Origin of the sequence: Pseudoxanthobacter soli DSM 19599 (genome assembly GCF_900148505.1) — a bacterium.
In the GTDB taxonomy this organism is placed as follows: domain Bacteria; phylum Pseudomonadota; class Alphaproteobacteria; order Rhizobiales; family Segnochrobactraceae; genus Pseudoxanthobacter; species Pseudoxanthobacter soli.
The window spans coordinates 665,818-690,170 of sequence record NZ_FRXO01000001.1; the positions used below are offsets into that span (position 1 = coordinate 665,818).

The following is a 24,353-nucleotide window of genomic DNA, read 5'->3' on the forward strand; positions in this document are numbered from 1 at the left end:
CGTTAACCGAGAGAACGGTCGCGCCCGTCGCGACCGCAAGGCTTAACGTTCCGTCAAGATTCCGCCTCGATAGTTGTGGCGGCGGGACAAAGGCGGTGCTTTATTCCGATCGGCCGAGGGCCATTGACGAACGTTCCGGAAGGCGGCATTTCGCTGCCGTCGAGGGAACGCAACCGGGGTGGTTGTCGTTTGCGGTCTGTCGGACGCTCCCGCGACCGGCTTCTTTCAAAATCCGGCTTCCTGAGCCGTTCGCTGCAAATTTCGCCTCCCGGGCGGAACCCCCTCCTTTGCGGCGGCGTTTCGGGCAGTCGTGCTGTAACGCATTGAGCGAGTTGACGAAATGACAATGCGAATTGCGATGGTGGTGCTCGCTCTCGGCTGGCTCGGGTTGCTCGCCGTGGCCTATGCTCCGACGACCGACGCCGGTCAGACGGCGGCCTATTCCGACCACTGACACGCCTGCGCGATCACGTCGGGAACCGCCGGCCCCGGTGCCCCGGATACCCGAACGTGGCCGTGCAAAATCCCTCCCGTTCGGGTTAAACCCAAGCTCCTGAACCGGAGGAATTGCCGTCAGGCCTCATTTGCCGTCAGGCCCCATGGCGTGGCCCGGCGGAACAACAGGCTCAGCACAGACTGCCTCGCTAGCCTTCTCCGCGACAGTCGTCGTCCGGCAAAGCGCCGTTCCGCCACGTCGCGGACGCCGTACCCGGGCCGGCGATCCTGGGGCGGGATCGGGATGATGAAGACATTGGTTCGGCTGGCTGTGCTCGCAACGGCAAGCCTCGGCATCGCGGGCTGCGGCGCGCAGCAACAACAGCAGCAGCAACTGACTTACGACGCGAGCATGCTCGCCTGGGCACGGATCGACGGACGCCGCGTCGAAGGCAATCCGCAGCTCGAAAGCGGCTTCGCCTACGCGCAGACGATGTGCAGCAACCGCGCGCGCGCCGCCCCGATCGAAACGAACCCGATCTATTACAATCCGACGCCCGGCAACAGCGCCGCCTATGCCATGCGAAGCTGCATGGCGGAGCAGGGATATGTTCTGCTCCCGCGCAGCGTGCTTCCGCCCGAGCCGCCGGCAGCGGGCTGAGCCTTGAGTGCTTTCCGATCCGATGGCAACATCAGATCGACAAGAAATCGCTGCAGATTCAAATGCTTGAGCATATCCTAGCCGTTCAGATCGGTTCGATCCGAACGGGCTATGCCCTAGCGGTCGCCCTGCCAGGAAGAAGCAGATCGCGGGCGCGGCTACCCCATGCCGCGCCGATCGGGTATTCCGGGGCGGTCACAGTCGTTTTCCAGCCATCCGGAGCCCGTCATGGCGGACCCCATCCGCAATCTCCGCGCCGGCCACGCCGCCGCCGCGGGCACGAAATGTCCGTTTCCGCTGCCCTCTTCGGAAGGCATCGGCTGGCTCGCCGGCAAATGGTGCGCCGAGACGGGCCGTGACATGCCCGCCCGGGCCAAGCTCGCGGGGCGAACGATTACGCTGACGTGGGCTGACGGCAAGGAAATCAAGCTCGCCTGGGACAACCTGCGCAAGCGCGTCGCCCCGGCGGGCTGAGACCCGGACGGTTGCGGCGGGCCGGTGCCCGGCGACGACCGCGGGCATCACATCACCTCATTCCGGAGGCGATCCCGGCGGCACGGCCCTGCCCGGCCGGTGCAGGAACGTGAGCGAGGCGAACGCCCCGAACCACGAGCCGACCGCAGCGAACACGACATAGATCCAGTTCTCGGTGTAGCTGATCACGGCGAAGGACGAGAGCAGGTACCAGAAGCTCGACCAGGTGGCGGCGGCGAAGCGCCGGCGCATCACCACCGCCGACGTGAACATCACATAGACCGCATCCGTCGCCGCCGTGGCGAGCAGGACGCCGATCGCCAGCATCGGGTCGATCGAAAGCAGAACATTCATCGGTTCACCCCCGTTTCGTCGGACCGGACTTGACCGCGCGGCTTCAGGTCGGCTGGAGCGATGCGACTTTCGGCGTCTTTCCAATCGCGCGCGGACCGGCGATTGCTGTTCGGGCAAGACTAACGAGATCACACGAGACGAACGATCACGCCGTCTCCACCGTCGCTGCGAGCCCATCATGAAAAAGATCGCCCTTGCCGCCCTCTTCGCCACCGTGCTGCCCGCTGCCGTCCAGGCCGGACCGGCGGATGAAGCCTACATCGCGGCGCGCGACAAATATGCCACCGAGATCAAGAGGGAGGCGGCGGCGGACGCCAGCCAGGACCGCCTCGACAAACTCGACGGCGACGCCCGGGCGGCACTTGAGACGCAGATCTCCAAGATTCTCGGTCCGCTGCGGTTCAAGGGCCTCGGGCCCAAGCCGACGTTCTCGCCCGGCACGCTGGTGCCCGGCTATATCGAATCGGAAGAGCCGGACGGGCTGATGTTCGCCGACAAGGACTGGCAGACCCGCCTCATCGTCTCGCCGGAACCCGTGTTCGCCAACTGGCTTGCGGCACGCGCTAAGGAGCAGGAGGCGCCGGCCGCCTTTCGTCAGGGCATCGCCGCGGCTTTCAAGGTCAACGAATTCTACACGTCGACCATCAGCTCCGACGCCGCCTTCACCGGCTATGTCGCGCTGCCGGTCACTGCGCCGACCGGCGAGACCGCGTACGCGGCGCTCGGCATCTTCGCCCAGGACATGACCACGAACGCCGTGCCCGATTCCATCGTGATCGGACAGATCGCCAACGGCCGCGTCGTCGTCGGCACGACGACGGCCGGCGTGAAGATCAAGCAGATCCCGGCCTGCGACAAGGTGTGGAAGGGGTACGAGAAGAAGTCCGCCGCGCTGCAGGCCTCCGCCGCCAAGGCCGGCGCCAAGCGCGACGCCAAACTCGCCGAAGCCGCCGACGTGGAAGCGGAAGGCGAGAAGGCCTATCGCGCCTGCTTCGCCGAGGAAGCGCCGAAGCTGCCGTTCTTCGCGGCCGTCACCAAGCGCGCCGAAGCCCTGCTTCAGACCGCGCGGGGCAACTGAGCCAAGCGAGATCGCGCCGACGGAAATTGCGCCAGGCGCGGCTTAGGGGCAAAGCAAACGGTCAGGTCCGCCCGCTGTGGCGGGCCTGACGCAGCCCGTACCGGCTGAGGCGAGCTGATCTGAAGCGGCGGAGCAGACCCCGCCCGCCAAAGTGCACGGCGTGTCCCACCAGACAGATGACGTCCATCCGCCCGGGAAACGGTCCGGCCGGCGCGCGGAAATGGCGTGTGACGGCTGAGGGAAAAGAGGACGAGCAGAACAAGGAAGTGGTGGGCCCGGCCGGACTCGAACCAGCAACCAGACCGTTATGAGCGGTCAGCTCTAACCATTGAGCTACGGGCCCGGCCAGTCGCCTGAGCGTGGCTTACGCCTTCGCGCGGCTTGAAGTGTGCGCCCGGCTTGAAGAGTGGAGGTGACGGCCGGACTTGAACCGGCGTACACGGATTTGCAGTCCGCTGCGTAACCACTCCGCCACGTCACCACGCGCCGGTTTTCTAAGGGCTTGTAAAAAGCGGCGCAAGCCCATTCGGATTTCGTGCACATTTTTCTCGGACGGTCCCAACGGAGCCGGCCCGCCGGAGCGGCGGAACGCACGCTCCCGGTAGGCGGGCGACACCGCCCTGGCGACGGCGACCGGGGCCATGCGGGCGGCTTCCCGTCCCCTTCCGACATCCCTCGCGGACGGCGGGAGACGGGGCACGCACGCTCCCGCCAAGGTTAAATGATATGACTATTTATTCCCGCGCGGCTATGGCATGAGACGGGCACGCTTGAAACGGGCACGCTTGGGATAGGCACGCTTGGGATAGGCACGCTTGGGATAGGCATGCCGGCGAACCTTCCCGGAGAGGAAGGCGGGCCGGGACGACGCTGGAAACGCCGCAGGGGCCGATGGACCGCAGACACTCGATCGCATGCAGGGCCAAAGCCAGCCAGTGCCGCCTTCGCGGCAGGGTTTCCGAGGCGACGGCCGCCCGGGTGATGCATGACATCGGGGGCACGTGCGGGCACCCGGCGATGACATTCACCTGCAAGGACACCCAGGGCTTTCCCGACGACCGTGTTCGCTCCCTCGCCCCCTATCGCGCCGTGGTCGAGGCCATCGCCGCCGGTGACGGCAGGACCACGGCGGCCGCCATGGTCGCAGTCGAGACCAACGGTCGCGTTCGCACCCCGGCCAAGGTAAAGAGCACAGCAGGGAACAAGAACCGGGACGCCCGGCACATTGCGAGACCCGCCGTAAGCGGCGGCGGATTGCGGCGCTGGCGCCACCCTTTCCCTTCCACCCCGGCCGCGGCAGCGGCCGCCAACCGAATGAGCGAGTATCCATGACCGACCAGGCAAAGAAGGCGCCGCGCTACTCGGGCGTTTTCCCTGTGGTGCCGACCGTGTTCCATGACGACGGCACCCTCGATCTCGACGGCCAGCGCCGCGCGATCGACTTCATGATCGACGCCGGCTCCAACGGCCTCTGCATCCTGGCGAACTTCTCCGAGCAGTTCGTGCTGAGCGACGAAGAGCGCGACCAGATCATGGAACTGGCGCTCACCCACGTCGCCGGCCGCGTGCCCGTGATCGTGACCACCACGCACTTCTCGTCGGCCGTCACCGCGGCGCGCAGCGCGAAGGCTGAGGCACTCGGCGCGGCCATGGTCATGATCATGCCGCCCTATCACGGCGCCACCTTCCGCGTGACGGAAGAGTCGATCTACGAGTTCTACCGCACCGTTTCGGATGCGATCTCGATCCCGATCATGGTGCAGGACGCGCCGGTCGCCGGCACGCCGCTTTCGGTGCCGTTCCTGGCGCGCATGGCCCGCGAGATCGAGAACCTGTCCTATTTCAAGATCGAGGTTCCCGGCGCCGCCTCCAAGCTGCGCGCGCTGATCGAGGCCGGCGGCGACGCCATCGAGGGGCCGTGGGACGGCGAGGAAGCCATCACCCTGATGGCCGACCTCGACGGCGGCGCGACGGGCGCGATGACCGGCGGCGGCTATCCCGACGGCATCCGCCAGGTGACGGACGCCTATTTCGCCGGCCGGCGGACGGACGCCCTCGACGCCTACCAGCGCTGGCTGCCGCTCATCAACTACGAGAACCGCCAGTGCGGCATCCCGACCGCCAAGATCCTGATGAAGGAAGGCGGCGTGATCGCCTCGGACGCCGTGCGCCATCCCTTGAAACTGCCGCACCCGAAGACCAGCGCCGGCCTGATCGAGATCGCCCGCCGACTGGACCCGCTCGTCCTGCGCTGGGGCCGCTGAGACAAGGCGGCGCCCCGGAATTTCGCGGTTCCGGGGGCGTCCGCGGCTTGAGAATGCGGCCGCGTTCGGCGACAATCGCCGGACGGCGACCGCCGACCTCGTGCCGACGATCCCAGCTGCGATGCAGCACGACCACGTGCGTGCCGAAGGGCCGGCAAGGCCTTCCCGGACGGCGTGCCTGTTCTGGACGGATCGGACCGGCGCGGTCACCTCACGATCCATGCCGGTCCTCGCAAGGGGATCGTCATGGCTGCGCCGACCGCCGAACCGAGCTTTGCGGACCTGTTCACGCCGAAGCTCGTCACCGTACTCTCCGAGCATTACCGGCTCACGGATCTACGCGCCGACGCCATCGCCGGGCTCACCGTCGCGATCGTCGCGCTGCCGCTGTCGATGGCGATCGCCATCGCCTCCGGGGTCACGCCGGACCGGGGCCTCTATACCTCCATCGTCGGCGGGTTCGTGGTGTCGCTGCTCGGCGGCAGCCGCTTCCAGATCGGCGGGCCGGCCGGGGCGTTCATCGTGCTGGTCGCGGCGACGGTGGCGGCCCACGGCGTCGAGGGCCTGATCCTCGCGACGATGATGTCGGGCGTGATCCTGCTCGCCATCGGTTTCCTGCGCCTCGGCACGTTCATCAAGTTCATCCCCTATCCGGTCACGGTCGGGTTCACCGCCGGGATCGCGGTCATCATCTTCGCGAGCCAGATCAAGGACCTGTTCGGGCTGACTCTGCCGGGGCCCGAGCCCGGACCGCTGGTGCCGAAGCTGCGCGCCATCGCCGACGCCTTGCCGACTGCGAACGCCGCCGCGGTGGCGCTGGCGGCGGGCGTGATCGTCGTCATCCTGGCGCTGCGGCGCTGGCGGCCGAAGGTGCCGAGCCTGCTCGTCGCCGTCGCGCTCGCCTCCGTCGCGGCCTGGGGGCTGGGGCTGCCCATCGAGACCATCGGCACGAAGTTCGGCGGCATTCCGAGCACGTTGCCGGCGCCGCGGCTGCCGGAGATCTCGCTCGACCGCATCCTGATTCTACTGCCGACGGCGCTGTCGTTCGCGCTGCTCGGCAGCATCGAAAGCCTGCTGTCGGCCGTGGTCGCCGACGGCATGACCGGGCGCCGCCACCGCTCGAACTGCGAGCTGGTGGCACAGGGGTTCGCCAACATCGCCTCGGGCCTGTTCGGCGGCTTCTGCGTGACCGGAACCATCGCCCGCACCGCCACCAATGTGCGCTCCGGCGCGCGCGGCCCGGTCGCTGGCATGCTGCACGCGCTGTTCCTGCTCGCATTCATGCTCGTGGCGGCGCCGCTCGCCTCCTATATCCCGCTTGCAGCGCTCGCCGGCGTGCTCGCCGTTGTCGCGTGGAACATGGCGGAGAAGCACGCCTTCGCCACCCTCATCCGCGCCTCGCGGGGCGATGCCGTGGTGCTGCTGGCGACCTTCCTACTGACGGTGTTCCGCGACCTGACGGAGGGCATTCTCGTCGGCTTCGGCCTCGGCGTGCTCCTGTTCCTGAACCGCATGGCGGGTGCGGTGCAGATCGCGACCGACCGGCCGCTGATCGCGCCGGACCGGGCCGACGACACCGACAGCCGCGGCGCATACGACGCCGCGGCTGCGACCGACACGGACGTGGTGGTCTATCGCATCTCCGGCGCGTTCTTCTTCGGCGCGGCGGCGACCGTTGGCGCGGCCCTCGACCGGTTCGACGACAATCCGCGCGCCGTGGTCATCGACATCTCCGCCGTGCCGGTGATCGATTCGACCGCCGCCGCGACCATCGATGGCTTCGTTCACAAGTCGGAACGGCGCGGCGCGCTGGTCTATATCTCAGGCGCCAGCCCGGCGGTCCGCCGCGTGCTGCTGCTGCATCATGCGCGCCCGCCGAAGGTGCATTTCCGCCCTTCGGCGGAGGATGCCGTGGCCTCGGCGCGCAGGGCGATCGCAGGCATCGCCGACCGCGAGGAAGCGCCCCCGGCAAGCGCGGCGTGAAGGCAACGCGGGTTCACTCGGGGCGCGTTAATCCGCCTAAACGAAAGAGTTCGGGGATAAAACCGCGCATTGCGAAGCGCCAAAGCCAAATTTGTAAGTGGTCGTATAATTGACATCGAACCTTCAAGCAGGCGTGATAGCGACGGCCGGACCGAGAAGCCGGCGGGCCTTCCACCGCGCGCAGATCTGCCACGAAGGGGTTTATCCTTATGAAGTCATCCTGGATTCGCATGACGTCCGTCTCCGTCCTCGCGATGTGGGCCGGAACCGGCCTGGCCGTCGCCGAGCCGTCGGCCGAACTGATCGCCGCCGCGAAAAAGGAAGGCCAGCTCACCACCATCGCCCTGCCCCATGACTGGTGCGGCTACGGCGCGGTGATCGACGGCTTCAAGGCGAAGTACGGCCTGACGATCAACGAGCTGAACCCGGACGCCGGCTCGGGCGACGAGATCGAGGCCATCAAGGCGAACAAGGGCAACACCGGCCCGCAGGCGCCGGACGTGATCGACGTCGGCCTGTCGTTCGGCCCGTCCGCGAAGGCCGAGGGCCTGCTGCAGCCCTACAAGGTCTCGACCTGGGACTCGATCCCGGACAGCGCCAAGGATGCTGAAGGCTACTGGTACGGCGACTATTACGGCGTGCTGGCCTTCGAAGTGAACAAGGACATCGTCACCAACGTCCCGACCGACTGGCCGGATCTTCTGAAGCCGGACTACAAGAACGCCGTCGCCCTCGCCGGCGACCCGCGCACCGCCAACCAGGCCATCCAGGGCGTGTTCGCGGCCGGCCTTTCCAGCGCCGGCGGTGACGTGAGCAAGGCGGGCGAAGCCGGCCTGAAGTTCTTTTCCGACCTCAACAAGGCCGGCAACTTCGTTCCGGTGATCGGCAAGGCCGCCTCGCTCGCCCAGGGCGCGACCCCGATCATCATCCGCTGGGACTACAACGCCCTCGCCGACCGCGACACGCTGAACGGCAACCCGGGCGTCGAGGTCGTGGTGCCGAAGACCGGCGTCGTCGCCGGCGTCTATGTGCAGGCGATCAGCGCCTACGCCCCGCACCCGAATGCCGCCAAGCTGTGGATGGAATATCTCTATTCCGACGAAGGCCAGCTGGCGTGGCTGAAGGGCTACTGCCACCCGATCCGCTTCAACGATCTTGCCAAGAACGGCAAGATCCCGGCGGACCTGCTCGCCAAGATGCCGCCGGCCGCCGCCTACGAGAAGGCCGTGTTCCCGACCCTCGAAGAGCAGAAGCAGTATAGCGGCGTGATCACCAAGCAGTGGGATACCGCTGTCGGCGCCAGCGTCCAGTAATCGGGCGATCTGATCGGCGGGCGGCTTCTGCCGTCCGCCGTTTCTTCATGTCGCGTCCGCCGATGGAGGCGCTCGTCCCCCATTGCAGGTGATCGCGTGTGCGCGCCTCCCCCGCGTGAGCGCTCTCACCCGGCAGCCACATCGCCGACTGCCGCTCTCTTTTGTGCCCGAAGACTTTCGTGCCCGAAGATTTCCCCTGCGGCTTGCAGGCACTGGACAGGGACGCCCCGTTACGGGAACCTGAGCCGACGAACTATCGCATTCCCGGTTGCTTGCCCGGCCGTCGTCGAGACAGCGACGGGCTGGCGCGCCTGAGAGTGCGCCCGGTGGACGTGCCTTCCTTCGCGTGAGTTCCCTTTCCGCATGATCTTCGGCGGCCGCCTCTTGAGCGCGCCCCATTCCGGCAGGACTCGATGGCCCAGCAGAACGCGCCCCCAACCGTCGTCACGCCGATGCCCCGACGATCAGGCCTCCATCCCGCGGGATGGAGTGCGACATCCTGGGCGCTGATCGGCGTCTCGCCCTTCCTGATCTTCGCCGTGCTGTTCCTGCTCCTGCCGATGGCGTTCCTGATCGTCGGCGCCTTTCAGGACGCGGACGGCAACTTCACCTTCGGCAACCTCGCCGACCTGATGCAGCCCCAGATCCTGCGGGCCTACTGGATCAGCATCCAGATCAGCGCGGCTTCCGCGATCGCCGGCGCGATCATCGGCGCCTGGCTCGCCTATGCCGCGGTCGGCGGAGGGCTGCCGGCCTGGATACGGCCGACGCTGATGACCTTCTCGGGCGTGGCATCGCAGTTCGCCGGCGTGCCGCTGGCGTTCGCGTTCCTCGCCACGCTCGGCCGGACGGGCCTGATCACGACGCTGCTCATCAAATATGCCGGCTTCAACATCTACTCGACCGGCTTCAACCTTTTGAGCTTCACCGGCCTGACGCTGACCTATCTCTACTTCCAGATCCCGCTGATGGTGCTGATTCTGACCCCGGCGCTGGACGGGTTGAAGCGCGAATGGCGGGAGGCGTCCTCCATTCTCGGCGCGACCACCTGGCAGTACTGGCGCCACGTCGCCTTCCCGGTGCTGTGGCCGAGCGTGCTCGGCGCGACGCTGCTTCTGTTCGCGAACTCGTTCGGCGCAGTCGCGACCGCCTATGCGCTCACCGGCTCCTCGCTCAACATCGTCACCATCCTGCTCTACGCGCAGATCCGCGGCGACGTGCTGCACAATGCCAATCTCGGCTACGCGCTGGCGCTGGGCATGATCATCATCACCGGGCTGTCGAACGCCACCTATATCTGGCTTCGCTCCCGCAGCGAACGGTGGCTGAAATGAAGGCGAACCGGTTCGGACACTGGCTCGCGGTCGTCGTCGGCACGCTCTATTTCGTCGTGCCGCTGATCGCGACCTTCGAGTTCTCGCTGCGCATGCAGCGGGGCACCTACAGCTTCGAAGCCTATCGGGTGGTGTTGACCGACCCGAACTTCCAGGCGACGTTCGGCTATTCGGCGCTGATCGCGCTCGCGACCATCGCGGTCGGCATCATGCTCGTCGTTCCGGCCGCCTACTGGATCCAGCTTCGCCTGCCGAAGCTCCGGCCGTTCGTCGAGTTCGTGACGCTGCTGCCGCTGGTGGTGCCGGCCATCGTCATCGTGTTCGGCTATCTGAAGATCTACAATTCCTCTTCGATCCTGCCGCTCACCTCGAATGCGTGGTCGACCAACATCCTGTTGATGTTCGGCTACGTGACGCTGGCCCTGCCCTACATGTACCGCTCGGTCGACACGGGCCTGCGCACCATCGACGTGCGCACGCTGACCGAGGCGGCTGAAAGCCTCGGCGCCAACTGGGTGACCATCCTGTTCAAGGTCATCTTCCCCAACGTGCGGGTGGCGCTGCTGTCGGGCGCATTCCTGACCTTCGCCATCGTGATCGGCGAATTCACCATGGCGAGCCTGCTCAACCGGCCGGCTTTCGGGCCCTATCTGCAGCTCATCGGCGCGAACCGCGCCTATGAGCCGTCGGCGCTCGCGATCATCGCCTTCCTCGTCACCTGGGCCTGCATGGGCCTGATGCAGGTATTCGGCCGCGCACGCGGCGCCGGAGGCAAGAAATGAGCTATCTCGAAATCCGCTCGCTGCGCAAATCCTTCGGGCCGATGACCATCGTCCACGACTTCAACCTGTCGGTGGAACGCGGCGAGTTCATCTCCTTCCTCGGCCCCTCGGGCTGCGGCAAGACCACGACGCTACGCATGGTCGCCGGCTTCGAGACCCCGTCCTCCGGCTCGATCTCGATCGACGGCAAGGACGTGACGCAGCTTCGGCCGAACCAGCGCAATGTCGGCATGGTGTTCCAGGCCTATGCGCTGTTCCCGAACATGACGGTGGCGGACAATGTGGCGTTCGGCCTGAAGGTCGCCAAGCGTCCGGCGTCCGAGATCAAGCCGCGCGTGGAGGAAATGCTGCGGCTGATCAAGCTGCCGAACCACGGCGATCGCTACCCCTACCAGCTTTCGGGTGGCCAGCAGCAGCGCGTGGCGCTCGCCCGCGCGCTGGCGGTGAAGCCGAAGATCCTGCTGCTCGACGAGCCGCTTTCGGCGCTCGACGCCAAGATCCGCATCTCGCTCCGCGAGGAAATCCGTGCCGTGCAGCGCGATCTCGGCATCACCACGATCTACGTCACCCACGACCAGGAAGAAGCCCTGTCGATGTCGGACCGGATCGTGGTCATGAACGAAGGCCGGGCCGACCAGGTCGGCGCGCCGTTCGAGATCTACAACTATCCGCGCACCCGCTTCGTCGCCTCGTTCGTCGGCACGCTCAACCTGCTGCAGGGCAAGGTGCTCGACCCGGCGCTCGGGCGGATCCTGATCGACGGCAAGGAACTCGTCACCAACCGCGGCCTGAACGGCGCATCGGTCGGCGACGTGCGCACCATCGCGCTGCGGCCGGAGGCGGTGTCGCTGACGGACCCGGGCGGCGAGCGTAACCGGGTCGACGGCACCATCGACGAGGTAGCGTTCCTCGGCGCCATCGTCCGCGTCCGCGTCCGCATCAACGAGGCCGTGGTGTCGCTCGACACCTTCAACACGCCGAACCTGCCGCCGCCCGAGCGCGGCCAGCCGGTGGCGCTGCATTTCGGCTACGGCGACCTTCAGGTGCTGGCCGAGCCCGTCGCCGCGGCCGGTTGACCGCGGGAGCCGTGCAATGCCCCGCGCCGCTTTATTGCGGCGCGGGCTCGAACACCTCGATCGGGTCCGAAAGGCCGCGGACATCGTGCCAGCCGCACGTCGAGAACGTGCGCTCATCGACGAGATCCTTGAAGCCCGCCGAAACGAGCAGCGGACGTCCAAGGCTGCTGCAGAGCGCCGAGATGCGGGCGGCGATGTTGACGTCGCGGCCGACCACGGTGAAGTCCAGCCGCTCGCCGGAACCGACATTGCCGTAGGCGACCTCGCCGTGGTGAAGCGCCACGCCGAAGTGGATTGGCGGCCCCTCACCGGCATCGTGGGCGACCGCGGCGGCGAGCGCCGCCTCCGCCGCCGAAAGCGCCCGCACACAGGCCGCACCCGGGCCTTCCTCGCCGTCGGCGAAGATCGCCAGTACGCCGTCTCCGATGAACTTCAGGATGTCGCCGCCCTTGTCGGTCATCGCCGGCACGACGAGATCATAATAGCTGTTCAGAAGATCGGCGGTGTCCTCGGGCGGCATCGTCACCGACAGCGCGGTGAAGCCGCGCAGGTCGACGAACAGCACCGCGGCATGCATGCGCGTGACCTCGCCGCGATGGGTGGTGCCGGAGATGATCTGCCCGGCCGGCCCCGCGCCCACATAGGCCGTCAGGAGCCCCTTCAGCACACGATGATAGGTGAAGACCTCCATCACGTTGGTGAAGGCGGGCAGCATCTCCGCAAGGAAGGCCTCGAAATCGGGCGGAAAGCCCGCTTCGTCGCGGGTCGAGATCGTCAGCGCGTTGACCACCCCGTCGGAGAAGCGGAGCGGATGCACGCAATAGTGACGGTAGCCCGCGGCCTTCAGTTCGGGGACGATGCCGAAGCGGTCGTCCGGCGTTTCGTCGAGGGCGATGGTGAGGGGCTTGCCGGTCTCGTGCACGACCTTGTAGGGGCTGCGCTCATACATGCCGGTGTCGCGTTCGGCATAGTCGTAGGTGGCGATCTCGGTCGGCTCGCCGGGCTTCCAGGTCGCGCCGACGGCAAGCACGGTCGGCGACAGCACGCGCAGCGAGACGGTCAGCCGGTGGATCGGCAGGCCGAACGACATCATGCGATAGCCGAGCCCTTCCATCAGCACGGCGGGATCGAGCCAGCGCCCCTCGTCGACGAGCCACAATGCCAGGCTGCGGCCGGCGGCCACCAGATCGGTCGTCATTTTACCTCGTCGAGAACAATCGGCCGCTGACAGGAAACAAGACGCGGCATCGCCGGAAGCAATGGAAGAACGGCCTGAACGGCCACGTCTTATCTAGTACATGGCCGGGCGCACGCAAGTGGCGCACGCACGCGCTGCGGCACGATGGTCCGGCGGCGCCGGCGGCCTCAGCCCGCCGGTCTGGCGATGCCCTCGAACGGCAGTTCCATGGCGATCCGGAAGCCGTCCGGCGTGGCCTCGCGCTGCAGGCGCCCGCGCAGCTGTCCCTCGATGACGAGGGTCAGAAGCTTCGATCCGAAGCCGCTTTCCTTGGCCGACAGGTCCGTCTCGGTCCCCACGCTCTCGTGCCAGACGATCTTCAGCGCGTTGCCGTTTTTCAGCGAGTGCAGGCGGATGGCCCCGCCGGGCATGCTGAGAGCGCCATATTTTGCGGCATTGGTGGCGAGTTCGTGGAAGATCAGCGCGAGCGGCGTCATGGCGCTGTCGGCGACGCGGATATCGTCGCCCTCGAGCACGAGACGGCCGCCATCGCCCGCGGCATCGTAAGGCGCGAGCAGTTCCCGGACGAGTTCCTGCAGCGAACTGCCGTTGCGCCGGTCGGTACCGGCGGACTTGATGAAGCCGTGGGCGGAATCGAGCGCGCCCAGGCGGCCGCGAAGCCGCTCGGCGAACGATTGCGACCGCGCGCCCACGTCGACGTCCTCGCGCAGCGTCAGGCTGACCAGCCCGTTGACGACGGCGAAGATGTTCTTGAGCCGGTGGTCGAGCTCACGCGTCACGAGCTCCCGCTCGCTTTCCAGCAGTTTCGCCTCGTGGATGTCGGTGAGCGTCGCGATCCAGCGGCCGATACGGCCGTGGGTATCGCGGATCGGCAGCGCGATGACGCGCCCCCAGCGAAATTCGCCCGAGCGGTGCCGGTAGCGGGCCTCGATGTCGAAGGGTTCGCCGGTGCGCGCGGATTCCCGCCAGTTGTCGAACACACTGGCGCGATCGCTGGGGTGCAGGCAGGCCTCCCATTCCTCCGTGGTTGCCGGGGCGGACGGCACGGCGAGGAACTCCCGCCAGCGCTGGTTGAAATAATCGATCTGCCCGCCGGGTTGCCAGCTGAACACGACGTGGGGCAACGCTTCCGTGAAGGTTCGGAAGCGCAGTTCGCTTGCCGCGAGCGCCTCGGCCGTCTCGATCTCGTGGGTGACGTCGACCACCACGCCGGAAAACGACAGCGGCCGGCCGCTCGCATCGGCGACGACGCGGCCGGAATTCACCACCCAGCGGACGTCTCCCTGCCCGATCACCCGGTGCTGGCAGCGGAAGTGCTGCCCGAACCGGGCGCTGTCGAAATCGGCGATGAAACGATCGCGGTCCTCGGGATGGATGCCGGCCAGGAAGGTGGCCTTCGGCGCCCCTGTCCGAGCCGCTTCAAGATCGATGCCGTAGAGACGCGCGGAGCGCTCATCGCACGTCACCGTCTCGGTGGCGAAATCGAGTTCCCAGGTGCCGACGATCCCGCCGGCATCGAGCGCGAGATCGAGGCGCGCACGGGAGCGCTGGAGGTCGCGCACGGCCAGAACCCGCTCGGTCGTCTCGTTGACCAGCAGCAGCACGCCGTAGACGGTTCCCGTCTCGTCGACGATGGGTGTGAAGTCGAGGTTGAGCCAGGAGATCTCGCGCGAGCCATCGCGCCGAAGCCGGAAGGGCTGGTCGCGGAAGCTCGACGACGTGCCCTCGAACGCGGCGTCGATCACCGTGCCGTAGAACTCGGCCGCCTCGCCCAGCACCTCGGCGACGGGCCTGCCGAGCGAGCCTTCGTAGCCGGGACCGAACATCTCCCGCGCCGCGTCGTTATAGACGAGCAGGCCCATCCGCCCGATCAGGACGACCATCGGCGTCGAGGACAGCAGCATGGTGCGCGCGGCGCTGCGCAGCGCGGACGACCATCGATCGATCGGTCCGACGGGTGACGAGGCCCAGTCGAAATCCCGGATCTGATGCAGCATGACACTGCTCGCGAGCCGGTCGTTGATGTTGCTGTCCAGCCGGTGGAAGAGACTGACAGGCATGACGCAATTATTCCTACCGACGAACAGCGGGGGCTTCGACTTCCGAGTCCGAGTGCGCAGACGGTGGTTAATTCCTCTGCATTGTCAATGGCGCCCCGCGCCACGAGCCGTCAGAGCCGGCGCAAGGTTCGATCAGGAAATCTTGTTTGTAAACACCTGATTGCACCAATAATTCAAGTCTCGTCGAAGAGATGGAGGCAGCTTTGTCACCGCCGGTCGGAATGCGCGCGGAGGCAGGAATGGCCGGATGCGTTCTGCACGGTCCGTTTCGGACGATGGATTTCACGGGAATTGCGACGAGGCCCGCAGGCGCAGGGCAATCTCGTTCCTGCATCTGATTTCTCGCCGCAACCGGCGTGATGTGCCATGAAGAGGGCACGCCCGGCGCAAGGCGGTTGCTGCCCGCATCCGCCGGCGTTCCATGCGGCTCACGGCACCATCGACGGCGAGGCGGAGATGAGCGACCCGGCACCAGACGACACCGCGCGAACTGGCGGCGATGCCGGCACGGCGGCGCACGGGACACCCCTGCCGGCGGAACGGCCGACCACCGCGTTCTATCACCGCATCCCGGTGTTCGACGGCTTCGCCCGGCTGATGGAGCCCGAACTCTACATGCCGCTGCCCGCCGGCTGGCTGATCGGAACGACGGATGTCGTGGATTCCTCCGGCGCCATCGCCGCCGGCAACTACAAGCGCGTGAACCTGGCCGGGGCTTCGGTGATCGGCGCCCTGTCGAACGCCCTCGGCAATGAGGACTTCCCGTTCGTGTTCGGCGGCGACGGCGCGAGTTTCGCCGTGGCACCCGACGACGAGGCGGCTGCGCGGCAGAGCCTTGCGGAGACCGCCGCATGGTCGGCGGAGGATCTCGGGCTGACGCTGCGGGCGGCACTGGTGCCCGTCGACGACATCCGCGCGGCCGGGAGCGATGTCCGCGTGGCACGGTTCGCGTCTTCGCCTAATCTGGCCTACGCCATGTTCTCCGGCGGCGGGTTGCGCTGGGCCGAGGCCGCGCTGAAGCGAGGCCTTTATGCCGTTGCGCCGGCCCCGGCGGGTTCCAAGCCCGACCTTTCCGGCATGTCCTGCCGGTTCGATCCGATCAAGTCGCGGCGCGGGGTGATCGTTTCGCTGCTGGTGGTGCCCGATCCCCGGGCCGACATGCCGACATTCCGGCGGCTGATCGAGGCGATCCTCGCGCTGCCCGACCCGTCGAAGGACGAAGCGGGCAATCCGGTTCCGGAAGGTGGACCGAACTACAGCTTGCCGCCGGAGGCCGTCGAGCTGGAGGCGCTCGCCGTGCGCAGGCCGTCATTGCCGGCCTGGTTCTACCGAGTGAAGATCGCGGTGCTCGGCGGGCTTCTAAAGAGCGTGTTCCGGTATGGGACGCACATCGGAAGCTTCGACCCGAAGCGCTACATCAACGAGCTGGTGGCGAACTCGGATTTCCGCAAGTTCGACGACGGCCTGCGCCTGACGATGGACTGCACGCCCGAGTTTGCCGACCGCCTCGAAAGCCTGCTGGCCAAGGCCGCCGCGGATCACATGGTCCTCTACGGCCTGCACCGCCAGAACAACGCGCTGATCACCTGCTTCGTGCCGAACATCACCCGCCACGACCATGTGCACTTCATCGACGGCGCCGAGGGCGGCTATGCCGAGGCGGCACGAAGCCTGAAAGCGATGGCCGCCCGGATCGCGACGGCCGGGGCGTGACGCACCGCACAGACGCCGAAAATCATGTCTTATCAATGATATGGCTGGATTCTCTCGACTGACTTCGGAGAAGTCCGCAAGGCGTGCGATCAGACCGGATCGGTGGCCTCAACCGTGATGCCCATGGCGAACAGCCGGGTCTCGCCGGGCGCGACGGTCACGACGCCGGGCTTCGCGGCGAACTCGCCGTCATAGCCGACCGGGTCGGCGTGCCCCTGCCACGGCTCGATGCAGACATAGCCCGCGCCGGGCTTGGTCCAGATGCCGAGATCGGGCATCTCCGGGAACTCCACCCGGATCGACGGGCCGCCATTGCCGCCATAGGTCACCGCCCGGCTGGCAAGCTGGTCGAACACCAGGGCATCGTCGGTGAAGAGTTCGTCCCGCAGCACCAGGAGATCGCCGACCACGGGGTTCTCGCGCGGTTCGGGCACCACGAGACCGTGGACGTCGAGGCGGCGGATAGGGGCGGTCTCGGGCTGATCGAACCGGATCGCATGGCCGTCACGGTCGCCCGCCCCAGGCAGCGGCCACAGAAACGCCGGATGGTAGCCGAAGCTCGCCGGGAGCGGCACATCCGACGGATTGGTGAGCGCCGCCACCACGTCGAGCCGCGAGCCGGCCACGGAGAAGGTAATGTCGAGCACGAAGGCGAAGGGATAGACGGCGAGGCTTTCGTCATCCTCCACGAGCCGGAGCGTGACAGCGTCCGGCGTCCGGGCCTCGATGGCGAACAGGCGCCGGCGGGCGAAGCCGTGCCGGGAGAGCGCATAATCCTTGCCGTCGACCCGGCAGCGGCCGCCCGCGAGTTCGCCGACGATCGGAAACAGGATCGGCGCGCGGCCGGACCACACCGCGGGATCGCCGTTCCACATCAGATCGTTGCCGGCCGCGTCCTGGATCGACTGCAGTTCGGCGCCGAGGGTCGACACGGTGACGGCAAGTCCGGAGGACGAGATCGCGATGGTTTCGGCCGCGGATGGGGTCATGCTGGGGCTTCTCCGAGGAGGACAGGCGTTCCTCTATAGCATCCGCCCGCCCCGGCCGCCGCCATCTTCTGGCCGGAGCTGAAAAGCAAACGGCGCCCATCGAGGGCGCCGTTCGTGTCGTGCGGTATCCGATCTTGCGATCAGTTGTCGAGGAACGAGCGCAGCTTCCGCGACCGGCTCGGGTGCTTGAGCTTGCGCAGCGCCTTGGCCTCGATCTGGCGGATGCGCTCGCGCGTCACCGAGAACTGCTGGCCGACCTCCTCGAGGGTGTGGTCGGTGTTCATGCCGATGCCGAAGCGCATGCGCAGCACGCGCTCCTCGCGCGGCGTGAGCGAGGCCAGCACGCGCGTGGTGGTCTCGCGCAGGTTCGACTGGATCGCCGCGTCGATCGGCAGAATCGCGTTCTTGTCCTCGATGAAGTCGCCGAGGTGGGAATCCTCCTCGTCGCCGATCGGAGTTTCGAGCGAGATCGGCTCCTTGGCGATCTTCAGGACCTTGCGCACCTTCTCCAGCGGCATCGCCAGCTTCTCAGCCAGCTCTTCCGGGGTGGGCTCGCGGCCGATCTCGTGCAGCATCTGGCGCGAGGTGCGGACGATCTTGTTGATCGTCTCGATCATGTGCACCGGGATGCGGATGGTACGCGCCTGATCGGCGATGGAACGGGTGATCGCCTGCCGGATCCACCACGTCGCATAGGTCGAGAACTTGTAGCCGCGACGGTACTCGAACTTGTCGACCGCCTTCATCAGGCCGATGTTGCCTTCCTGGATCAGATCCAGGAACTGCAGGCCGCGATTGGTGTACTTCTTGGCGATGGAGATCACGAGGCGGAGGTTCGCCTCCACCATCTCCTTCTTGGCCTGACGGGCTTCCTTCTCGCCCTTCTGCACCATGTGCACGATGCGGCGGAACTCGATGATCTCGAGCGCCGTGTCGGTGGCGAGATTCTGGATGTCCTGCCGGATTTCGCGCACGCGCTCCTTCTCGCGCTGCACGAAATCGCGCCAGCCACGGGACGAGAGGTTGGCGACGCGACGGATCCAGTTCGGATCGAGTTCCGAACCCTGGTACTGGCGCAGGAAGTCCTCGCGCGACACACCGTAGGATTCGGCAAGACGCAGCAGCCGGCCTTCGAGGCCGATCAGCTTCTTGTTGATGTCGTAGAGCGTCTCGACCAGCGTATCGATGCGGTTCTGGTTGAGCGACAGGCTCTTGACGTCATCGATGATGTCGTCGCGCAGCTTCTTGAAGCGCCGCTCCTGGGAAGGAGACAGCAGCTTGTTCTGCAGGCGCTGCTCGACGTTCTGATCCTGGAGCCGGCGCAGCTTCTTGTAGTTCTCGGCGATGTTGTCGAAGGTCTCCAGCACCTTCGGCTTCAGCTCCGCCTCCATCGCGGCGAGCGGCACGTTCGATTCGAACTCGTCGCCCTCTTCCTCGCCCTCGCCTTCCGGCGGGGTCGGGATGGCTTCCTCGTCGGTCTCGGCATCGCCGTCGACTTCCATCGGCGGCTTGGCGTCCGGGTCGGAATAGGACGCCTCGAGATCGATGATGTCGCGCAGCAGAACCTTGCCTTCGAGCAGTTCGTCGCGCCAGATGATGATCGCCTGGAAGGTCAGCGGGCTCTCGCAGAGTCCGGCGATCATCGCCTCGCGGCCGGCCTCGATGCGCTTCGCGATGGCGATTTCGCCCTCGCGGGAGAGAAGCTCGACCGAGCCCATCTCGCGCAGATACATGCGGACCGGATCGTCCGTACGCTCGGCGGATTCGCGCGCCGCGACCGGGCGCGCGACCGCGGTCGACTGCGTCTCGACGAGATCGCCGCTTTCTTCCTCGCCGCCTTCGTTATTGGTCGCGGCTTCCGCGTCCTCGGCCTCTTCCGCATCGATGACGTTGATGCCCATGTCGTTGAGCATCGCCATGGTGTCTTCGATCTGCTCGGAGGTGACCTCTTCGGAAGGCAGCACCTCGTTCAGCTCGTCATAGGTGACGTAGCCGCGCTTCTTGGCGGCCTTGATCATCCGCTTGACGGCGGCATCGGAAAGGTCGAGCAGCGGGCCGTCCTGGGTTTCCGCCGAGGTCTCCGGGGCGTCTTCGGTTTCGCTCGCCTTGGCTGCCATTTTCGGTCTCCACCACCGGCCGCTCCACACCCGGACCCGGTACCGACCGGGATGCCGACGAAAGCCGCCGTTTCCTTCAACGATATGATCGGACCAGCGGGTGCGGTCCGCTCAATGTCCACTCAAACTGCTTTTGTGCTGCCGAAAGGGCGCCGCGCACCCTCCCCGGCAAGCGAATCGGCCACGCGGGACCGTGCCGTTGCTATCCCGGAGGGCGGTCGCCCGACCCGCATGTCGCGGGATAGGACAGGAACCGCTGCCGCATCAGCGGCGGCTTGCAAGGAGCGGCCATGGCTCGGCCGCAGGGCGCCAGAACGCCGAATCTCGAACCGCGCAATTCCGAACCGCTCGCTTTTCCAATCACGAGAGCGCCTTGAGACGTGGTGTCACGACCGTCATCGCGGACCTTCTGCAATCATCTCCAGCCGTCGCCGGAGAACGATCAACACGACCCCAAGCAATTTCCGGGCCGGGGAAGACCGGCAACCGGGAAAACGAGACCGCATTCACGTCAAGCGCATATAGTATGCCCCAGTCGCTCTAGATAGCGCGCAATCGCGAATCTGCAAGCGATGATTCGCATGGAAGGATCGAAAATCAGGGGCTGCCGGTGTCTGCGTCGAGACCGGGGCTGCCCGATCCATATGCATTGCGGATCGAGCGGATCTCGTCGGAGAAGTTCCGTTCCTCTGCCGCGATGTCCTCCCGCCGGCGCACCACGGCATGCTGCAGCGCCTGGATACGTTCCCAGTCGTCGGCGGTCAGATCCGATTCGGCGGCGGCGATCGCCGCATCGAGATCGCTCTCGATCGCCTTCAGCTCCAGGCGCCCGAGGAAATGGATGAAGCAGCGCTCGACGAAATCCTCGCTCGGATGGAAGGCCAGGATCGGGAACCGGCCGCGCAGCCGATGCCCGCGCCGGCGGCCGTCCGCCTCCAGCCCGTGCACCTCGCCGAGCAGCGAGAAGAACTGCCCGTCGACCCGCGTCGGCGCATCGGCCGCGGCCGGTGCGCCCTCGCCCGCCATATCGGCCTCTTCGAGGGACATCGCCTGCAGCGCATCCCGGAAGCGGCGGTGCAGCTCGTTCTGAAGCGGGGCGGCGGCCAGCGCCTCGGCATGGCGATCGATCAGGGCGGGATATTCGACGACGAGGCCGAGCACGAGGCGCTCCAGTTCCAGCGGTTCAGCCGGCGGCGCGGACACGAGCGCGATCGAGGGCGCTTCCGGCGGCGCGAAACCGCCGCGCCCGCCGCGCCGGCCGCCACCACCCTGCCGCGTCTCCGGCCGGCGGCCTCCGGCCTCGCCACCGGCGCGGTGCATCGCCTCCTGCAGCTTCACCCGCGCGGCGAAACGGTATCCGCGCGCGACGCGCTCGTCGCGAATCTGGCCGATCAGTTCGTCGAAGCGCTTCTCCAGCGCGGCGCGGCGCTCGGGCGTGTCAACGCGGGCCCCGGCGATCTCGCGCTCGAACAGCACCTCGTTCAGCGGCACGGAGGCGCGCAGTTCCGCGACGAAGCGCTCGGCGCCGCCGCTGCGGATCAGTTCGTCCGGATCCTTGCCGTCCGGCAGAAAGGCGAAGTTGAACGATTTGCCGCTTTCGAGCAGCGGCAGGATGCGGTCGATGGCGCGATGGGCGGCGGCGATGCCGGCCCGGTCGCCGTCGAAGCAGATCACCGGCTCCGGTGCGAGCCGCCACAGCGCCTGGATCTGATCCTCGGTGAAGGCGGTGCCGAGGGTCGCCACAACGCCCTTGATGCCCGCCTGATAGACCGCGACGGCATCGAGATAGCCCTCGACCACCACGATGGAGCCGGCGGCTCGCGCGGCCTCGCGGGCGCGATGGGCGTTGAACAGCAGCATGCGCTTGGAGAAAAGCGCGGTCTCCGGCGAGTTCAGATATTTCGGCTGCTGGTCCTCGGCGAGCGCGCGGCCGCCGAACGCCACCACCCGACCCTTCAGGTCATGGATCGGGATCATCAGGCGGTTGCGGAAGCGGTCGTAGCCCGGGCGGCCGTCGTCCGGCCGGATCACGAGGCCGGCATCGACCATCATCATCTCGTCGATGCCCTCGGCGGCGAGATGGCGCTTCAGGGCATCACGCTCGGCCGGGGCGTAGCCGATGCCGAACGTGCGCACCGTGTCGACGCTGAGGCCGCGCCGCTCGATATAGGCGCGGGCGTCCGCCCCCGCCGGGGTACGCAGCGTCTGCTGGAAGAAGCGGTCGGCGAGCGCGACCACGTCGCCGAGGGTGCGGCGCACTTCCTCACGCCATTCGCTGGCGGCGTCGCGCGCCGGCATCTGCACGCCGGCATCGCCGGCCAGCCGCTCGACGGCTTCCGGGAAGGTGGCGCCCTCTGTCTCCATCACGAAGCGGATGTGGTCGCCGGACGCGCCGCAGCCGAAGCAGTGATAGAAACCCTTACGGTCGTCGACATGGAACGACGGCGACTTCTCCTGATGGAACGGGCAGCAGGCCCAGAAGTCGCCCTTGGTCGGCTGCGACTTGCGCCGGTCCCACGTCACGCGGCGGCCAACCACCTCCGACAGCGGCAGGCGGGCGCGGATTTCATCGAGAAGGGTATCGGGCAGACGCATGGCGCGACGATAGCACGGATGCCCGGGCCGTTTCACGGCCCTTGCAGCCGCCGCGCGCCGCCGGCGGGGGAATCCGGCGGGCGCTCGCCAGGAACCGGCGGAGGCCGCCTGGCTGCGGATGCCGACGGCCGCGCACCCCGGTCATCAGGCGGCAGTTCGTCAGGCCGTCTGTACCCGGCTCAGGAACTGCTGCACGGCGTCTGTCAGCACCTGCGACGAGCGGTGGAGGTTCGCCGTCACCGAGCGCACCTTGCTCGCCTCCATGTTGTTGGCCTCCGTCGCCTGACGGACGTGGCCGATGCTGCTCGACACCGTCTTGGCCTCGGCTGCCGCCTGCGCCATGCCGCTGGCGATGGTCTGGCTCGCCTGGCCCTGCTGGTGGGTTGCGGTGGCGACGTCGGCCGCCACCTCGTGCATCTGCTCGATGCGGCCCTCGATGGCGGCGATCGCCTGCATCACGTCCTCGGTGATGGCCTGGACGTTGGCGATCTGGGCGGCGATCTTCTCGGTGGCGGTCTTGGTCTGGCCGGCCAGCGCCTTCACCTCGTTGGCGACCACTGCAAAGCCCTTGCCGGCCTCGCCGGCCCGCGCCGCCTCGATGGTGGCGTTGAGGGCCAAGAGGTTGGTCTGGCCCGCGATGCCGGCGATCATGTCGGCCACTTCGCCGATTTCCTGCGCGGCGGACGCGAACTGCCGCATGGTCGCGCTGTTCTCGCGGGTTTCCTTCAGCGCGTTGGCGGCGATCTGGTTGGTGTAGTCGATCCGCGACTGGATGTGATTGGCGGTGTAGGACAGTTCCTCGCTCGAAGCGGCAATGGTGTTGACCGCCTCGGCCGCCTGATAGGCCGCGTTGGCGACGACGCCGGCCTGTTCGCGGGCCTGTTCGGAGGCATCCTCCATCGTGGCGGCGGCCGATTCCATCTCCGACGCGGTGGCGAGGAATTCCTCCAGCGCGCTCTGCGCCTCTTCCTCGAAGGCCCGGCTTGCATCGGCGAGCGCCATCATCCGCCGGCGCTCGATCTCCGCCTGCTCGCGGGCGGCCTCGTCCAGCCGGCGCTTTTCGAGGAGCGCGGTCTGCATCACCCGGATCGCGTCCGCCATCTCGCCGATCTCGTCGCGGCGCCCCTCGAACGGCACCTCGGCATCGAGGTCGTTGCCGGCGAGCTGGGTGGTCGCGCCCTTCAGGCGGTGCAGCGGACGCTGGATCAGATTGGCGGAAATCCACCACGCGGCGATCAGCGCGACGACGATGCCGACCGCCGGGATCGCCACCAGTGCCACCACAGCCTGCTGGCGGGCGGTCGCCGCTTCCGCACGGTCGGCGGCGAGCGTCTGAAGCTCCAGTTCGGCAAGCTTGCCGATGCTCGCCACCATGCGCTCGCGGCTCTGGATGGTGGGCTCGTCGGTCGCCTGGATCAGGGCGGCGGCGGGCGAGACGTCCAGTCCGAGCTTGGCGGTATCTTCCTGATAGGCGAGGAATTCGGTCAGCGCGTTTTCGAGCACGCGCCGGTCCTTTTCGTTGAGCTGATCGCCGACAGCGGCGAAGAACGGCTTGCGCAAGGCCTCGACGTGCTTCAGCGCGCCCTGCAGCGCCTCGAACTTCGGCTTGGCGGCGTCCTTGTCCTCGGCGGTGTAGACCGCCGTCGCCTGCACCACCGCGCTCTGGATCGCCTCGGCCAGCGACATCGCCTGATAGGCCGCGCCCCAGCGCGTCTCGATCAGGTCGCCGCGCGCCCGTTCAGCCGAAAGCTGCACCACGGAGAAGGCCGCCAACGCGGCCGCGGCCGCGGCAAGCAGGCCGAGAACCAGACCGATCTTTCGGCCGATGGTGAGATGCATGGTCATGAACTCCGCTTCGCCAGCGTCTGTTGCGCCCGGCCGACCCCGGGGCACCGGCACGAGAGCACGGGGCGAGCCCGCCCGTTCC

The 24,353-nt window shown here is 67.3% G+C and carries 17 protein-coding genes and 2 tRNA genes; 10 read left to right on the forward strand and 9 right to left on the reverse strand.

The features are described from left to right. Window positions 1-739: 739 nt before the first annotated feature. Both BUF17_RS22830 and BUF17_RS22835 read left to right on the forward strand, forming a co-directional pair. Window positions 740-1,096, forward strand: a complete 357-nt coding sequence (locus BUF17_RS22830) for a hypothetical protein (RefSeq protein ID WP_073625645.1) — start codon at window positions 740-742, stop codon at window positions 1,094-1,096. A gap of 228 nt (window positions 1,097-1,324) precedes the next feature. After that, window positions 1,325-1,570, forward strand: a complete 246-nt coding sequence (locus tag BUF17_RS22835) for a hypothetical protein (protein WP_073625646.1) — start codon at window positions 1,325-1,327, stop codon at window positions 1,568-1,570. Between the two features lie 57 nt (window positions 1,571-1,627). Here the strand turns inward: BUF17_RS22835 and BUF17_RS02810 are convergent, their stop codons facing one another. Then, entirely contained in the window at window positions 1,628-1,924 is a 297-nt protein-coding gene (locus BUF17_RS02810) for a hypothetical protein (RefSeq protein WP_428977613.1), read from the reverse strand. 178 nt (window positions 1,925-2,102) lie between these two features. Between BUF17_RS02810 and BUF17_RS02815 the strand changes: the two genes are divergently transcribed. After that, entirely contained in the window at window positions 2,103-3,002 is a 900-nt protein-coding gene (locus BUF17_RS02815) for a hypothetical protein (RefSeq protein WP_073625647.1), read from the forward strand. A 267-nt stretch (window positions 3,003-3,269) separates the two neighbouring features. On the opposite strand, the gene BUF17_RS02820 is transcribed toward BUF17_RS02815, so the two are convergent. Beyond that, window positions 3,270-3,345 (reverse strand) — tRNA-Ile (locus BUF17_RS02820). Window positions 3,346-3,409: 64 nt separating this feature from the next. Further along, window positions 3,410-3,483, reverse strand: a tRNA-Cys gene (locus BUF17_RS02825). An 847-nt stretch (window positions 3,484-4,330) separates the two neighbouring features. Here BUF17_RS02825 and BUF17_RS02835 point away from each other — a divergent pair. From BUF17_RS02835 to BUF17_RS02860, 6 genes are all read left to right on the forward strand, one after another. Then, a complete protein-coding gene (locus tag BUF17_RS02835) occupies window positions 4,331-5,266 on the forward strand; it encodes a dihydrodipicolinate synthase family protein (RefSeq protein WP_073625649.1) in 936 nt (311 codons plus the stop codon). Window positions 5,267-5,512: 246 nt separating this feature from the next. Further along, window positions 5,513-7,249, forward strand: a complete 1,737-nt coding sequence (locus BUF17_RS02840) for a SulP family inorganic anion transporter (protein WP_073625650.1) — start codon at window positions 5,513-5,515, stop codon at window positions 7,247-7,249. A gap of 209 nt (window positions 7,250-7,458) precedes the next feature. Continuing rightward, window positions 7,459-8,562 (forward strand): ABC transporter substrate-binding protein, encoded by a 1,104-nt coding sequence (locus tag BUF17_RS02845; RefSeq protein ID WP_073625651.1) that lies wholly within the window; start codon window positions 7,459-7,461, stop codon window positions 8,560-8,562. Window positions 8,563-9,014: 452 nt separating this feature from the next. Continuing rightward, window positions 9,015-9,896 (forward strand): ABC transporter permease, encoded by an 882-nt coding sequence (locus BUF17_RS02850; protein ID WP_073626015.1) that lies wholly within the window; start codon window positions 9,015-9,017, stop codon window positions 9,894-9,896. Further along, window positions 9,893-10,678: an ABC transporter permease gene (locus tag BUF17_RS02855; protein WP_073625652.1), complete on the forward strand. Its 786-nt coding sequence runs from the start codon at window positions 9,893-9,895 to the stop codon at window positions 10,676-10,678. Before BUF17_RS02850 ends, BUF17_RS02855 begins: the two co-directional genes overlap by 4 nt. Continuing rightward, on the forward strand, window positions 10,675-11,754 hold the full coding sequence (locus tag BUF17_RS02860; RefSeq protein ID WP_073625653.1) for an ABC transporter ATP-binding protein: 1,080 nt from the start codon (window positions 10,675-10,677) through the stop codon (window positions 11,752-11,754). The genes BUF17_RS02855 and BUF17_RS02860 overlap by 4 nt, the downstream gene beginning before the upstream one ends. Before the next feature lie 31 nt (window positions 11,755-11,785). Here BUF17_RS02860 and BUF17_RS02865 read toward each other — a convergent pair whose 3' ends face one another. After that, entirely contained in the window at window positions 11,786-12,952 is a 1,167-nt protein-coding gene (locus BUF17_RS02865) for an adenylate/guanylate cyclase domain-containing protein (RefSeq protein ID WP_073625654.1), read from the reverse strand. A 167-nt stretch (window positions 12,953-13,119) separates the two neighbouring features. Continuing rightward, on the reverse strand, window positions 13,120-15,012 hold the full coding sequence (locus tag BUF17_RS02870) for a PAS domain-containing protein (protein WP_073625655.1): 1,893 nt from the start codon (window positions 15,010-15,012) through the stop codon (window positions 13,120-13,122). A gap of 366 nt (window positions 15,013-15,378) precedes the next feature. Here BUF17_RS02870 and BUF17_RS02875 point away from each other — a divergent pair, with 366 nt between their 5' ends. Further along, the gene (locus BUF17_RS02875; protein ID WP_280162373.1) at window positions 15,379-16,725 is read left to right on the forward strand and encodes a DUF3095 domain-containing protein; all 1,347 of its coding nucleotides are present in this window, start codon (window positions 15,379-15,381) and stop codon (window positions 16,723-16,725) included. Window positions 16,726-16,814: 89 nt separating this feature from the next. Here BUF17_RS02875 and BUF17_RS02880 read toward each other — a convergent pair whose 3' ends face one another. The 4 genes from BUF17_RS02880 to BUF17_RS02895 form a co-directional block, all read right to left on the reverse strand. Next, window positions 16,815-17,714 carry an aldose 1-epimerase family protein gene (locus tag BUF17_RS02880; RefSeq protein ID WP_073625656.1) on the reverse strand — a complete coding sequence of 300 codons (900 nt, stop codon included), beginning with the start codon at window positions 17,712-17,714 and terminating at the stop codon, window positions 16,815-16,817. Window positions 17,715-17,854: 140 nt separating this feature from the next. After that, window positions 17,855-19,831, reverse strand: a complete 1,977-nt coding sequence (gene rpoD / locus BUF17_RS02885; protein WP_073625657.1) for an RNA polymerase sigma factor RpoD — start codon at window positions 19,829-19,831, stop codon at window positions 17,855-17,857. Window positions 19,832-20,428: 597 nt separating this feature from the next. Beyond that, window positions 20,429-22,426: a DNA primase gene (dnaG, locus tag BUF17_RS02890; RefSeq protein WP_073625658.1), complete on the reverse strand. Its 1,998-nt coding sequence runs from the start codon at window positions 22,424-22,426 to the stop codon at window positions 20,429-20,431. 159 nt (window positions 22,427-22,585) lie between these two features. Further along, window positions 22,586-24,271 carry a methyl-accepting chemotaxis protein gene (locus tag BUF17_RS02895; protein ID WP_084563834.1) on the reverse strand — a complete coding sequence of 562 codons (1,686 nt, stop codon included), beginning with the start codon at window positions 24,269-24,271 and terminating at the stop codon, window positions 22,586-22,588. Window positions 24,272-24,353 lie beyond the last annotated feature (82 nt).